This is a genomic window from Nostoc sp. CALU 1950, assembly GCF_051172895.1.
GTDB lineage: Bacteria > Cyanobacteriota > Cyanobacteriia > Cyanobacteriales > Nostocaceae > Nostoc > Nostoc edaphicum_A.
In genome coordinates this window covers 14644-28781 of sequence record NZ_JBDNJQ010000105.1, presented here as the reverse complement: position 1 = coordinate 28781, position 14138 = coordinate 14644, and the positions used below count along the sequence as shown (strand labels likewise).

Genomic DNA, 14138 nt, shown 5'->3' with positions numbered 1-14138 from the left:
TCTAATTCCATTTGGTTTGCGTTCTCTCATATCGCTTTTAGTCTAAACTCCAGTTCCAAGGAAACTATCATCATAGCTGAACTGCCCCTTAGCGGAATAACCTTGATCTCCTAACCAATCAAGCTGATAAGAAGCAGCATCAGCACTGGAAACGTTTATTAAAGTAGCTATAGAACTGAAAGCAGCAACAGCTACAGTAGCTTTTATTTGGTTACGAATGCTTTTCATTTTCTTGATAAAAGTAATAGATTATGATGCTGTATTCGTCTGCAAACTTTTCATCAGTATGGAAGTCAATACTGATTATTCCTTAAAAAGATGAACTATATAAAGTGAATTCATCTACCTAAATAGTGAGATTAAACACAGCATTAATCACTGAGATAGGTTAGAAAAATTGTATCATTTACAGTCAAAAATCTGCTGATATCTGTTGATTGTTTTTTGTAAGATAAGTCAAAAATATATAATTTATACTAATAATATATCTTGTATTTCTTAAAAGTTTCTTTAACTCATCTTAAGCAAATGATGTTTTAGTCACTCTGATTTTTATTCCTTTATTTAGATTATTGTTTGTGCAAAGTTAAGAGATTGGAAATCAATAATTTATAAAGTTTATTCTTTTATCTACTTGTTTATATATAGATAGCCCTAGATTTTAGGTAGCTGGTTTGTTTGAATGTATGCATCGATTTGCCAAAAGTCAGGCAGATTTAATATAAATTCACCTTTTATTTACTAACCCTAAATTAAATAAAGCATTACCCAAACTTAATCAAGATCAAATATTTTTGCTTCAGCATTATTTTTAAGTAACCAAATCATCTTCATGACATTCTCAAGACGTAAATTCTTTGCAGTAGCAGGTACAACTGCTGTCGGCACCTTGATGGTGTCTCCTATGGAAGGTCTTCTGGCCAGACAAGGCTTTGGTCGAAGATTTGGTAAAGGATATGGGCCACTTGTACCAGATCCCAGAGGCTTATTAGATTTACCAGCAGGATTTCAGTATCGAACTTTCTCTCTAACAGGCGAACTCATGAACGATGGCACTAAAGTGCCTGGTGGTCATGATGGCATGGCAGCTTTTCCCGGCCCCAGAAATACAGTTATTCTGGTTCGCAATCACGAACTTAGCCCTACATCTGCTACACAAGTTCAAGGCCCAAATCCTTATGATCCATTTTGTAAGGGCGGCACAACAAATTTGGTTGTTGGACGCGATCGCCAGCTAATCAAACAATTCACTTCTTTAAGCGGAACTTTTCGTAACTGTGCAGGTGGGCTAACTCCTTGGGGTTCATGGATTAGTTCTGAAGAGAACACTTCTACTCCGACTTCCTTTCCGATAGGCAATAGAAACTATGTCTCGAAGTTCCACGGCTATAACTTTGAAGTTCCAGCTAGCGTCACTTCTGCTGTAAAGCCTGAGCCTTTAATAGCTATGGGACGCTTTAACCATGAAGCTGTTGCTGTAGATCCTAAAACAGGAATTGTCTATGAAACTGAAGATACGGGAGATAGTCTCTTCTACCGTTTTATCCCGAAAGTACGTGGCAAGTTAAAAGAAGGAGGCACTCTTCAAGCCTTAAAATTCAAAGATATCTTTCAAGCACAAACTTTTGCGGATTTCCCCAAGCGGAAGCCCATGAAAGTCGAATGGGTGACGATTACTGAGCCAAATCCACCTCAAGATACTGTACGAGTAGAAGGTTTTGCAAAAGGAGCAGCCCAGTTTGCTCGTGGCGAAGGTATCTGGTATGGTAACGGTGAAATTTACTTTTGCTGTACAAGTGGCGGTGCTTTAGGTCTTGGTCAAGTCTGGCGCTATATTCCGGCTAAAGAGACAATTGAACTGTTTGTAGAGTCTACATCTGCTGCCGAACTGGAAAATCCAGATAACATAGTTGTTTCACCTTATGGCGATCTGATTCTTTGTGAAGATGGAGATGATCAGCAGTTCTTAGTAGGTGTTACTCCCAAGGGTGAACTCTATCAATTCGCACGTAATTCTCTGAATACAAGTGAGTTCGCTGGTGCTTGCTTCTCTCCTGATGGTAAGACTTTGTTTGTCAACATCCAAACTCCTGGTATTACTTTCGCAATTTGGGGTCCTTGGACAAGTCATAGAGGCTAATATCAAGTCGTAATATCAATGTCAGCGACGCCGAATAGCCCGCCGCAGGTTCGCTACTATATCGTTGAATTATCTTAGGTAAGCAGACAAGGGGAGGAGAAGACAATTCTCCTTCCCTTGTCTTTTGATTGACACTTTGAGAGTGCCGCCTGAAATAGACTCTGCCATAAAAGCTATTTGCTGGGTAAATTGGGATATAGAACCAGAAAAATTTCTGTGTAAACTTGACCAGCAAATGGTATGAAAAACTATTATCAAGATTTTTTAATTCGTGATTGGGTAGAAAGCGATCGCACAAGAGCCGCTGAAGTCATCAGTTATGTATTATCAGAATACGGTCTAGGTTGGGAACCAAAGGGCGCTGACCGAGATGTGCTGCGAGTAGAGGAATATTATTTAGCTACTGGGGGAGAGTTTTGGGTAATTGAACACCAAAGCCAGTTAGTCGGTACTGGGGCATACTACCCCATACACCGAGGCGAAAAAGCTGTAGAAATCCGCAAAATGTATCTTTTGCCCAGCATTAGGGGTTTGGGATTAGGGAAATATTTGTTACAACAGCTAGAAGCAGCGATCGCAGAGCGTGGTTTTCAACAAATTTGGATTGAAACCGCCAGCGTTTTGGTGGAAGCAGTCAAGCTGTATGAAAGCAACGGCTACACTCCAGCAACGGGAGTAGAAACAACCAGATGCGATCGCGTCTATTTTAAGTCATTAGTCATTGGTCATTAGTCATTGGTCAATGGTCATTGGTCATTGGTCATTGGTCAAGAGTTACTAACTAAGGACAAATCACAAAGGACAAATGACGAATGACGAATGACAAATGACAAAGGACAAATAACAAATAACAAATGCACACTTGGATTAAAAATCTCACAGGCTTACTCAATCTTTTTCTCCAATCCCATTGCCCTTTGTGTCAACGTGCAACCTCGCAAGAATTTTGTCAAAACTGCACCAGACAACTGCAAAAATGTCAACGTAAAGACCAAATTTCTCTATGGAAAGAGCCAATACCAGTTTTTGGCTGGGGGGAGTATGGTGGCCCCGTGAAACGAGCGATCGCGGCGATGAAATACGAAAATCAACCCCAAATAGCTCGTCCTTTGGGTCAATGGTTAGGAGAAGCATGGTTGTTAAATTCACCGAAGCGAGATAGCCAGCCTGTGGTAGTTCCCATCCCACTCCACGCTAGCAAGCAAAAGCAACGTAAATACAATCAAGCTGCACTGATTGCACAAAGCTTCTGCGAAATAACTGGATTAAAATTGAAACTAGACGGTTTAGCTAGAGTGCGAGAAACGGAAGCGCAATTTGGTTTATCGGTATCTAAACGAGAAAAAAACTTGGCCGAAGCTTTTGCTGTTGGGCAAGAATTTCGCGATCGTCCCCCAAGTGTCCCAGTGCTGTTAGTGGACGACATTTATACTACTGGTGCTACTGCCAGGTCTGCTGTGCAAACACTTCGTCAGTATGGAATTGTGGTCTTAGGAATAGTAGCAGTAGCCACTGCCGTCAAAGATGGATAAATCCAGAATTAATGGGCAAACTTTGACTTAAAAGTGGATGAATTGACCAATTAACCTTATTTTGTAGAAAAATTCCTTGAAGTGTATATGAATAAAGTTTTTGCGGCAGGTTTAAAACAACTCATCGTTATTCCTGCTACATTGCTGGCAATAGGCATCAGTACAAGTGCAGCTTTTGCTCAAAATAAATTGTATAGTCCAATACCTTTATCTAACAGCACTGAACTTGCCGATAGCCTCTCAGACAAAGATATTCCCACTGGTCAAGGTGGGTTTGCCCGTGATTACACAGTGAACTTACAAAAAGGCGATAATTTAGCAGTTGACCTTTCATCTGAAAGCTTTGACAGCATTATCACACTGCTAGCACCTGATGGTTCGACTCTAGCAGAAAATGATGATGGCCCTGATGGTAGTAGCAATTCCTTACTATTTACTCGCATCGTAGAGACAGGGAATTATGTTATTCGTGTCCGTTCTTTTGGGGAAACTGGGGTTGGGGCTTTTAAACTGAAGGTGACAAAGTTGCAACCAATTAAGTGAATTGGTCATTTGTCATTAATCAAGAGTTACCGATAAGGGGAAAAGGGGAAAGGGTAAGGGGTAAAGGGAAAGAATTAAAAACTTTTCCCTACGGGTATAAAGCCCCTCTTTTTAAAGATGGAGAGCAAAAAAGAAGATTTTACCAGACACGCAGTGCGTTCGCCCTTGGCGTCTCGTAGAGAGAAAAATCAGCGTCAATACTTGAAACCCCTGCTTTGAGTATGGGGTTCCTTTTCCCCTTTTCCCTTTCCCCATTCCCCCTCTTCTTCATTCTCCCCTGTCCCCTGTCCCCTAATTTTTTAAAAGGCGGTCAGCACGCAGAGAAATAAGGCTTCTGTCCACTCGACGACTGCGCCGTAAGTATCTCCAGTGTGTCCGCCTAATTTGTGGTTGAACCATGCACCAGTTAAAGTGGCGATCGCACTTCCAGCAATTATCATTGCCAGTGCGAGAAATAGCTGCTGTTTATCTATCAGCACAAGTAAACCACTCAAACTCAACAACAACAACAATCCCGGTAACAAATCTTTGTAAGAACGAATAGCTTGTTTATGAAATGCACCTTTGCCAGTTGGTTTTAGGTAAGGGTATCGCGCGATCGCCACCTGCTGTCCCCAACGTCCCCAGCCACAAGCAGCCATGAGCAACAACCAACGGTTTTCTGGTATATCCGTCAAAGCTGTTATTTTCAGTATCACCAAGGCGATCGCAGCCATTGCCCCGAAGGCTCCTGTAGCACTATCTACCATCACCTCCAGTCGTCGATCTGGATCACCTACTGCTAAACCATCGGCAGTATCCATTGCCCCATCTAAATGCAATCCTCCAGTAATGGCAATCCAAATACTTACTACTAAAGCACTACGAGTTAGCACGGGCATACCAAGATAATCCATCCCCGTATCCAGAAACCCTAAAATTCCCCCAATTATCAATCCTACAAGGGAAGCAAGATGTGCCACTCCCCCAAAGTCCAATCCATTTAAATACGGTAGTGGAATACTTGTGTAAAATATAATACTAGCTGCCAGCTTTAACAGCAGCTTTTTCCACCACTGTTGCTGTTTCGTCATCAGAATTACATTAATTTTTGGTAAATTGCTGGATAATATTTTTGATCTCGGTACAACCGACATAACCAAATTTTAAAACTTTAGATAAGATTTACTTCTATCAGATATTCTCCTGGAAAATTTTGTTATGCTGGTCTAAGTGGATAGTCAGTGCTTTCGGGTAATTTTTTATACGAAAATAAGTAATTTAGGAAGTTAAAATTCCATCAGGGAGCAAAATTTGTGTTTTGTATTCGTTAACTAAAAACTTACTCCAAATTATTAGACGATTGCCCCATAAAATTGATATTTTTTTAAATGTAGGGAGTAAACAAGCTATTCAATTATGACAGTTTAGCTATGTTGTCGCTCTCCTTAGCTCAATCGCTATTTTCCTATGAGTCACCATCTACCCGACACCAGGATACCAGCTCCGTGCATTATTAACACGGGCATCATTGTGAATAAGCTCGACATCCGGCGATTGCTGGCAGATTTAGGTCGAGTCCACTACATCTACACCCACGAAGATAAGGTACTGAGCGAGGGTGAAGGGGATGTGATGGAAGTTTTTGCCAATCCGCAAAGGTCTACCTTAGTGGCTAACCACGCGCTATATTTGAATGTTTGTAGTTTTGATTACTTGGAACTAAAACAGTCACCGCAACAAGAAACCTACTTCGATTTGATGCAAGAAGGAGTGTGTCTGCGGTTGATTCCCCGCTCAACCCCCTTACAAGAACGACGAGAGCGAAGCTTCAATGTCAGCGCCATAGAAGCGATGATGGAGCAAGTACTCTCAGCCAGGTGGGATGCAGAAATCGACGATGACTGTTCTGATTCTTTCTAAAATAGCGACTGTTATACAAATTTATGTGAGGCTGCGCTTTATTGATGTAGGGGCAATTTATCAATTGCCCCTACATCGTATAGTTTTGTGTAAGTCCTATAGGCGCATCTTCAACAATCCAAAATGGCATGAGTGCGAATTTTTCTTTTCAATGTCTTGCTTGCTGTAGCGAAACTAAAGCTAGAGCAGGAGTGTTTTTCACCCCTCACGGTCTTGTAGAAACCCCCAGATTTATGCCAGTGGGAACGCTGGCAAATGTCAAAACTATCACCCCATCTCAACTGCGAGATACTGGGGCGCAAATGATCTTATCCAATACTTATCATCTTCACCTACAACCAGGGGAAGCGATCGTGGCTGGGGGTGGTGGGTTACACAAATTTATGGGTTGGAACGGCCCAATGCTCACAGATTCGGGTGGGTTTCAGGTCTTCAGCTTAAGCGAGATGCGAAAAATTACTGAAGAAGGTGTAACTTTCCGTTCACCCCATGATGGACGAATTATTAACTTGACACCAGAACGCTCCATTGAGATTCAAAATACTTTAGGGGCCGATGTGATTATGGCCTTTGATGAGTGTCCGCCCTACCCAGCGACTCGCCAAGAAGTAGAAATCGCAACTGAACGCACTTACCGCTGGTTAGAACGCTGCATGACGGCTCATCAACACAGTGAACAGGCGTTGTTTGGGATTGTGCAAGGGGGCGTATATTTAGATTTGCGTTGTCGTGCGGCTGAAGCTTTGGCTAAGTTGGATTTACCCGGATATGCCATTGGTGGCGTGAGTGTGGGAGAACCACCAGAATTGATGGCTGAAATTGTCAAAGTGACAGCACCGCTTCTACCGCCCGACAAGCCGCGTTATTTGATGGGTGTGGGTACTTATCGAGAAATGGCGATCGCGATCGCATCTGGTGTAGATTTATTTGATTGTGTAATTCCCACCCGCTGGGCCAGACATGGAACGGCAATAGTCAAGGGCGGACGCTGGAATTTAAAAAATGCTAAGTTTCGTGAAGATTTTACGCCGTTAGATGAAACTTGTCCCTGTTACACTTGTCAAAATTTTAGCCGTGCTTACATATCTCATTTAGTGCGATCGCAGGAAATTTTAGCTTATACCTTGTTAAGCATTCACAACATTACCGAACTAATTCGCTTTACCCAGCATATTAGAGAAGCAATATTGAGCGATCGCTTTGCCACAGAATTTGGTCACTGGCTCAACTCATCTGAACCAGCACCAGACGAAGGGGAAATTACAAATGACTATTGACAAATGATCAAGACTCAAACCATGTTAAGATACTTCTCAATTATGAAAGCTGTGTTGGATAGGTGGATTTAAACAAACATGGAAGCAGCACTTTTATTAGCAAAACTGCCTGAAGCTTACCAAATCTTTGATCCTTTGGTGGACGTTCTCCCAGTCATCCCTGTATTCTTCTTGTTGCTTGCCTTTGTTTGGCAAGCAGCCGTGGGATTTAGGTAAGTTAATCTATTTTTCAATTTATAGGACAGGTACTCTACCTGTCCTATTTTTGTGATGCCATCTTTTATAAAGTTAATATTTATTAATATTTTGTAATGAATTAATATAATAAATAAGATGTGAATCAAGCCATGTCAATATGAAGCCTTGAAAGCCAAGCTTAGAGTCAAGGAGGAATCAGTTATGGGTAATATCAAGTTCGTTAAAGAAAATAAAGAAGTAGTGGCGGCAGATGGTGCTAATCTCCGACTCAAGGCGATACAAAATGGGATTGATATATATACATTCATTGGCAAGATGACCAATTGCGGTGGTAATGGTCAATGTGGTACTTGCGTTGTCGAGATAGTTGAAGGATTAGAAAATCTTTCCCCCCGCACAGACGTAGAAAACCGGAAATTCAAGAAAAAGCCAGAAAATTACCGCCTTGCCTGTCAAACTTTAGTGAATGGCTCAGTTAGCGTAGTCACAAAACCTTAACAGTACCGGAAGTCCCCACCCTCAACTCTTGGTAGGGTGGGGATGAATAGCGGGGGTTGAGGATTGCATCTAGAATTGATTTTAAACGAAGAGTCAAAACAAATTCGCTTATGGATGACGAATCCTGCTTGTTTTCCTGGTAAGATACTCAATATCTTGACCATCAATGCCATAAGCGAAAACCAAGCTAATTAGGTATATGTTGCAAGTAAAAAATTTGGGTCTTGGGAACCAGGACTCCTGCCCTTGGAGGGAATGTAAGACCAAAAAAACTGCGGAGTTTTTAAGGCTGTTCCCGATGAATTAGGAAGCTCAGACTTCAGCCGTAGGCAGGTCTGAGTAGTTCACGTTTTCACAATTTGTATCCAGTCAGTAGTCAAAATACTTACCAAAATTGAGTTTACTCATTTTGAATTTTGAATTTTGAATTTTGAATTGGTATAACTCTGTCATCTATGATGCTATCCTAATGTTGTTGACTGGAAATTCAAGAGAGGTTTTCTTGCCATGCAAGTTAATGACCTGGGGTTCATAGCGAGCATTTTGTTCGTACTCGTCCCCGCTGTGTTTTTACTAATTCTTTACATCCAAACTGCTAGCCGCGAAGGTGGAAAAGATAGTTAAGAGTTTGTGTATAAAATAAATAACCCCTGCACCAATAGTGTAGGGGTTTTTATTTATCAAACGTTAACTCAGCACTATTTACTTTAAGCGATTGTCCGCGCCAACAATACCGGACAAGTGGCATTAACTCGAACATAGTCAGACAAGGAAGAACCAATGAGTCTATCTATGTCAACAAAACTCTTAGCGATGGATGGACGACGATCTGGAGAACCGAGTAATAATAAGTCTATATTTAACTCTTCTGCCAATCGACAAATTTCTTCACCGGGTTTGCCACTGCTGATATAAGAACGAGATTGGATACCCTGTTTTTCAGCTTCGGCAACGGCGGCTGCCAAAACTGGATTTTTGTCTGAGTTAACCTGAGTTATTTCTGATTTTTTACCGCCTAAATCTGTACTAACATTTGCCAAAATTAACTCGCCGCCCTGAATATCTCGCAGTAGAAACAGTGCCAATTTCAAGCAGTTTTTTGATGAATCTGAGTTGTCGATTGCCACCATAATCCGCTTAATTCTTTTGACATAAATATCATCTTTCACCAGCAACATGGGGCGAGAAGATAGTTGAAAAACATACTGGCTGACTGAATTTGATAAAATCGATTGCAACCGCTTCAGTCCGCGTGAACCCATAATAATCAAGTCAGCGTCGATTTCATCAGCTACTTGGCAAACTACATCTTTGGGATCGCCTTCGCGCAAAATTGAAGAAACCTGGCTAGGATCTAAGTTCAAAGTTTGAATGGCATTCGCCAGAATTTTACCCCCATTTTCCCATTTACTTGTCATGGTAGCAGCGGTACTTTGCGCTTGAACAACATGCAAAATTGTAACTTTCGCAGATTGAATTGAAGGGATTTCTTTCAGGGTTTTGAGCATTTCTTCCGCGTGTCCCAATCCCGATACAGCTAGCAAAATTCTTTTTATCATCTTACGAATTTTTGTTAAGTTTACTTTTGTTTTCGCTGTTATTAACTGGCTCAGGTCAGATTTTAACCGCCTTGCTCGACAACCTAGTTAGTAATTAGGCACAAACAAACTTTATTTTTTAGTATTTAACCCTCAAACAAATGGCAAAGTATAAGAAACTCAACAAATGTTTAAGTCTATTTGCACCTAATTACTTAAATTCTCAACTAGATTTCAATTATTAAGCATACTCTCAATTTAGTCTGAAGAACTTAATAAATTATGATGTTAGTTATCATTTTTAATCTATGTTCACTTTTTTTAATTAGAAGTTAGTTAAGTATTGCAAAGAAATGCCAAAATAATTCTTTAGGAAGATTGATTCAGTGTAATCTCTAACAGGCGATCGCTTCTAGCTTGAATAGTCTACACTACACCTGAATTCCCCATATTCTCCGATTTTTTTAAGTCTCTTGCAGTTTTTGTAACTCATATAAGATTGCTATATCCAAACAGCAAAAAAATACGGATGTTCTAATAGTTAAAGTCATATTTCATACTATATTAAAACCCCCCAGATTCTATTTGGGGGGTTTGGTTGATTACTTGTGAGGTTTGCTTAACTTAGATGTGCCCCTGGTTGTCCATTTTGGACTACAAAGGAAGCTAGGGTTTTAATAGAAGCATTCAAGTCAACAATGCTCGATACCACACGGTAATCACTTTGCCAGCGTTGTGGGGTAAGTTTGCAGCGGACGTATCCCCGGAAAGCACCGTCAAAGAACTTAGTATGGGGATTGTTGGCTAGGGAAGCTTGAACTGGAGCAATGAATTGGGCAGGAAAGTCAGAGGTAATTGAAGTTCCTACGAACTCAGTGCCTACCGTCGGTGAGTTTGGGTTCTTAAAGTCAAGCTTTAGGTCATTTACCCAACTAGAATGAATGTCTCCGGTAATCACCACTGGATTAGAAGGTTGGCGCTGGTTTAAAAAACTCAAGAGCCGATTACGTGCAGCTACGTAACCGTCCCACTGATCCACATTGAAGACACCTAAACCGGGATTACTATTAAAATTGTACTCGGCTAGTATAGTTTGTTGAGCAATCACATTCCAGCGCGATCGCGATTGGTCTAAACCTTTTTGTAGCCACTGCTCTTGTTTTGAGCCAGTCATCGTAGCATTTGGATCAAAAGCTTCGGGGCAGCGAGGTTTCAGTCCATCATCACAAGGTTGGTCACTGCGGTACTGCCTGGTGTCTAGTACATTAAACTCAGCCAAATTACCGTAGGTGAACCGCCGATAAAGCAGCATATCTGGGCCATTGGGCAATGAAGACCGACGTAAAGGCATGTGTTCGTAGTAAGCCTGGTACGCATTGGCTCGGCGCTTCCTAAAAGCTTCTTGGGTTTGGTTATCTTCGGGGATTAAGTTGGCATAATTATTGTCAACTTCATGATCATCCCAAGTGACAATCCAAGGAAAAGCCGCATGAGCAGCTTGGAGATTCAAGTCAGTTTTGTACAGGGCGTGGCGATCGCGGTAGTCGGAAAGAGTTATAATTTCTGGACTATTATGCTGGCGAGGCCCACCGGATTGTGGTCCATATTCGTAAATGTAGTCACCGAGATGAACCACAAGGTCGAGGTTTTCATCAGCCAAATGCCGATAAGCCGTATAGTAGCCATTTTGCCAGTCTTGACAGGAGACAAAAGCAAAGTTCAGTTGTTGGATAGAGCCATAAAATGCTGGTGCTGTGCGAGTCCGCCCAATGGGGCTAGCTTCTCTACCCGCTTGAAATTGATACCAGTACCAACGGTCAGGATCTAGTCCACGGACATCAACGTGAACTGAGTGTGCTAATTCTGGTGTCGCCAGCACTGTTCCTCGACGCACCACCTGTCTCATGTTTTCATCAAGGGCAACTTGCCACCGCACTGGAACATTTACGAGTGGCATTCCACCTCCAGAAAGTGGATTTGGAGCCAGTCGTGTCCAAATAACAACACCATCCGGCAAAGGGTCGCCAGAGGCAACACCAAGACTGAATGGATAGCCAGAAAACCTTGAATTAGCTGATACTGGATGCCATTGGCTAGCGATTGTTAACCCCGTTAAAAATCCTGCACCCAACAAAAAACTCCGCCGTCTGCACCGATTTGCTAACAGGCGCGTGCCATCCATAATTTCCATATTCACCCCTACCCAGATGTAAATACAGTTGGCATTCAGGAGAGTCAGTTGTCAAAAGCACAAATAATGCTTGATTTGACTGATTTCTCAATTGCCTGCTCAACCAAATACAAGGAACCTAGCAACCTCGGATCAAGCAGAAATTAAGATTTTGTTAACTTTAAGATTGGATCGGGGCATTGGACATGAGGGATTCAGACCCCAACTACAGCAGTTTGCTTTTTAAGTAAGCGACAAAATGCAGGACTCACGCATCAGATATAAAGAGTTTCTATCTCCTGCCTCCTGCCTCCTAATTAAAATCTGCCATTTCCCTGAACAATATGCTTGACGGTGGTCAAGGTTTCCAGGCTGATAAATCCTCGGCGATGACCTTTTTGGTTAGACATGCCGAGAAACACTGAATCTCCCCGCGAGGGGTTACGGGAAAAACGCGGGGAAGTGTTGATGTAGGTAGAGGCACTGTTAACTCCTAAAGCAAACTGGCGACTTTCCTGGTAGGATTCAGTAACGATGGAGTCGGCATGACCACTACTGTGTTCATTAATCCAGGCGATCGCACTCTCTAAGCTATCCACCAGTTTAAAAGCTACTGTCCTCGTTAAATAAGGGTTTCCCCATTCGCCTTCCTTTACCAACTGCAACTGAGGAAAGGCTTCTACTAGTTCTGCATCCCCTTTAATTTCAAAGCCTTTTTCCATCAAGCTATTCCACAGAACTGCTAAAGATGATGGCAAGGCTTGACGATGAATTAGTACCTTTTCAATGGCGTTGGCTTGATCGGGTTCACTTTGATGGCTATCAAGAATCATCCAGCGTACCATTTCCAAGCTGCTATTCAGCGACCAGTAGAGATAACAGTTACCCATCGCTGATTTTAAAACTGGGCAAGTTGCTTGTCGTACTACCTGCTGCACTAAGCTGGGACGTCCGTAGGGAATCACTAAATTCACGTACTCGTCTTGGGTAACTAAATCCCGAATCGAAGCACCATGTTCTGCTGTGATCAGTTCTACACAACCTGGTATTAGACCAACTTCTGCGATCGCATTTTGCAATACCTCAGCGATCGCAGCGTTAGAATGGCTAGCTTCAGTACTGCCTTTGAGAATTATACTATTGCCAGTTTTGATACAAAAACCCGCTGCGATCGCTCCTAAATCGGGGAACGCCTCATAAATAAATCCAATCACTCCCAAGGGCATTAACTGGGTGTAACTTTGGGAATCTTCCAGTTGATAATCGGCGGTTCTGACGCGCCGCAGCGGATCTGATAATTCCCCCAACCGTTGTAAAATGTCCACGGTCGTCTCTAGCCTTGTGGGAGTCAGCTTTAGCCAATCCAATATCAACTCTGGCACTGCCATTTCCCGACTGGCTTCTAAATCCAAGGTATTGGCTTCTAGAATGTCGTCAAATGAGCGCTCAAGAGCCTGTGCCATCGCCAATACTGCACGACTCCGGTCTGCTCCCTTTGTGATCCCCAACTTTAGGGAAGCTTGATAGGCTCGTTGGGCACTAGTAATCGGTTCGGGGTGGTCATCCAAAACTTCAACAGTCATTGAGTTAACGTCTGTAGGTAAGCCAGACCATTAGTGCTGGCAGAATAGCCAATAGTACCGCCACCATTGCCCAAGCAATAATGCTGGAACTATTTGCCAATCGCAGTGCTAATGGCAGCCATATAATCACTAGCACGAAAATAATGCCAAGTGCTATAGGCAGATAGCTTTCTCCCAAGCGGGGATGGACAACATGCCAACTATTTCCCATCCAACGCCAAGCCCGCTTATAGGGATAGGTGGTAGAAAGCTGTTCTAGGACATGACCATTATCTTCTACTACAAAGATTTGCTGACAGCGATCGCAACCAAATGCTTCTGTCAGCGTAATCGGAATTAACTGACCCCGGCGACGACAGGGACAGGGGTATTCGGTATTGAAGTCGATTTTTTCAGGTTTTTGAGATTGCACAAGCGTTCTAATAACTTGAGCGTGTTTTACACGAACTACGAGAATATAATGTCTTGGTAAATGCCTGATAAGGCTTCTTTCTTTATATAGATGGGCAGGTTATGCAAACATCGCCATGATTGCAAACAGTAGATGCAGCCAACTTTAAGTATCCTAATTACCATGTCAGTACGGGGTTATCTGTTTGTAGTCTTTCCCCATAGCTGGCAATCTTATTGAAAAATTTCCTTCTCTTCATCTGTCGCTTTCAAGGTAAGTGGTTGCGTTTTTGGGCATTGATTATGCTGACACACCTGGTACAATTTTAAGCCTACGTGGCGACCACTCCTAAAACAAATCGTTTGG

At 42.2% G+C, this 14138-nt stretch carries 15 protein-coding genes; 9 read left to right on the top strand and 6 right to left on the bottom strand.

Annotated elements, in window-relative coordinates; genetic code table 11:
• Window positions 1–42 precede the first annotated feature (42 nt).
• On the bottom strand, window positions 43–228 hold the full coding sequence (locus ABF638_RS24710) for a hypothetical protein (protein WP_435025562.1): 186 nt from the start codon (window positions 226–228) through the stop codon (window positions 43–45).
• Between the two features lie 604 nt (window positions 229–832).
• Between ABF638_RS24710 and ABF638_RS24705 the strand changes: the two genes are divergently transcribed.
• From ABF638_RS24705 to ABF638_RS24690, 4 genes are all read left to right on the top strand, one after another.
• Complete coding sequence (locus ABF638_RS24705; protein WP_435025561.1) at window positions 833–2140, top strand: alkaline phosphatase PhoX; 1308 nt, start codon at window positions 833–835, stop codon at window positions 2138–2140.
• Between the two features lie 240 nt (window positions 2141–2380).
• A complete protein-coding gene (locus ABF638_RS24700; RefSeq protein WP_420761782.1) occupies window positions 2381–2872 on the top strand; it encodes a GNAT family N-acetyltransferase in 492 nt (163 codons plus the stop codon).
• A 122-nt stretch (window positions 2873–2994) separates the two neighbouring features.
• Window positions 2995–3672, top strand: a complete 678-nt coding sequence (locus ABF638_RS24695) for a ComF family protein (protein ID WP_435025560.1) — start codon at window positions 2995–2997, stop codon at window positions 3670–3672.
• Window positions 3673–3759: 87 nt separating this feature from the next.
• A complete protein-coding gene (locus ABF638_RS24690; protein ID WP_069072758.1) occupies window positions 3760–4215 on the top strand; it encodes a PPC domain-containing protein in 456 nt (151 codons plus the stop codon).
• 299 nt (window positions 4216–4514) lie between these two features.
• Here ABF638_RS24690 and cobS read toward each other — a convergent pair whose 3' ends face one another.
• The gene (gene cobS / locus ABF638_RS24685; protein ID WP_435025558.1) at window positions 4515–5288 is read right to left on the bottom strand and encodes an adenosylcobinamide-GDP ribazoletransferase; all 774 of its coding nucleotides are present in this window, start codon (window positions 5286–5288) and stop codon (window positions 4515–4517) included.
• Between the two features lie 376 nt (window positions 5289–5664).
• Between cobS and ABF638_RS24680 the strand changes: the two genes are divergently transcribed.
• From ABF638_RS24680 to psbM, 5 genes are all read left to right on the top strand, one after another.
• The gene (locus ABF638_RS24680; protein ID WP_181931046.1) at window positions 5665–6117 is read left to right on the top strand and encodes a hypothetical protein; all 453 of its coding nucleotides are present in this window, start codon (window positions 5665–5667) and stop codon (window positions 6115–6117) included.
• Between the two features lie 128 nt (window positions 6118–6245).
• The gene (gene tgt / locus ABF638_RS24675; protein ID WP_435025557.1) at window positions 6246–7394 is read left to right on the top strand and encodes a tRNA guanosine(34) transglycosylase Tgt; all 1149 of its coding nucleotides are present in this window, start codon (window positions 6246–6248) and stop codon (window positions 7392–7394) included.
• Window positions 7395–7472: 78 nt separating this feature from the next.
• A complete protein-coding gene (locus tag ABF638_RS24670) occupies window positions 7473–7610 on the top strand; it encodes a photosystem II reaction center protein K (protein ID WP_006195022.1) in 138 nt (45 codons plus the stop codon).
• A 183-nt stretch (window positions 7611–7793) separates the two neighbouring features.
• Complete coding sequence (locus ABF638_RS24665; RefSeq protein ID WP_181931044.1) at window positions 7794–8090, top strand: 2Fe-2S iron-sulfur cluster-binding protein; 297 nt, start codon at window positions 7794–7796, stop codon at window positions 8088–8090.
• Between the two features lie 507 nt (window positions 8091–8597).
• Entirely contained in the window at window positions 8598–8714 is a 117-nt protein-coding gene (gene psbM / locus ABF638_RS24660) for a photosystem II reaction center protein PsbM (RefSeq protein ID WP_084227279.1), read from the top strand.
• An 83-nt stretch (window positions 8715–8797) separates the two neighbouring features.
• On the opposite strand, the gene ABF638_RS24655 is transcribed toward psbM, so the two are convergent.
• The 4 genes from ABF638_RS24655 to ABF638_RS24640 form a co-directional block, all read right to left on the bottom strand.
• On the bottom strand, window positions 8798–9649 hold the full coding sequence (locus tag ABF638_RS24655; RefSeq protein WP_435025556.1) for a universal stress protein: 852 nt from the start codon (window positions 9647–9649) through the stop codon (window positions 8798–8800).
• Between the two features lie 598 nt (window positions 9650–10247).
• Window positions 10248–11819, bottom strand: coding sequence for an alkaline phosphatase D family protein (locus ABF638_RS24650; protein ID WP_435025555.1), 1572 nt, complete (start codon window positions 11817–11819; stop codon window positions 10248–10250).
• A 296-nt stretch (window positions 11820–12115) separates the two neighbouring features.
• Window positions 12116–13381, bottom strand: a complete 1266-nt coding sequence (locus ABF638_RS24645; RefSeq protein WP_435025553.1) for a glutamate-5-semialdehyde dehydrogenase — start codon at window positions 13379–13381, stop codon at window positions 12116–12118.
• Between the two features lie 4 nt (window positions 13382–13385).
• Window positions 13386–13793 carry a hypothetical protein gene (locus ABF638_RS24640; RefSeq protein ID WP_069072751.1) on the bottom strand — a complete coding sequence of 136 codons (408 nt, stop codon included), beginning with the start codon at window positions 13791–13793 and terminating at the stop codon, window positions 13386–13388.
• Window positions 13794–14138 lie beyond the last annotated feature (345 nt).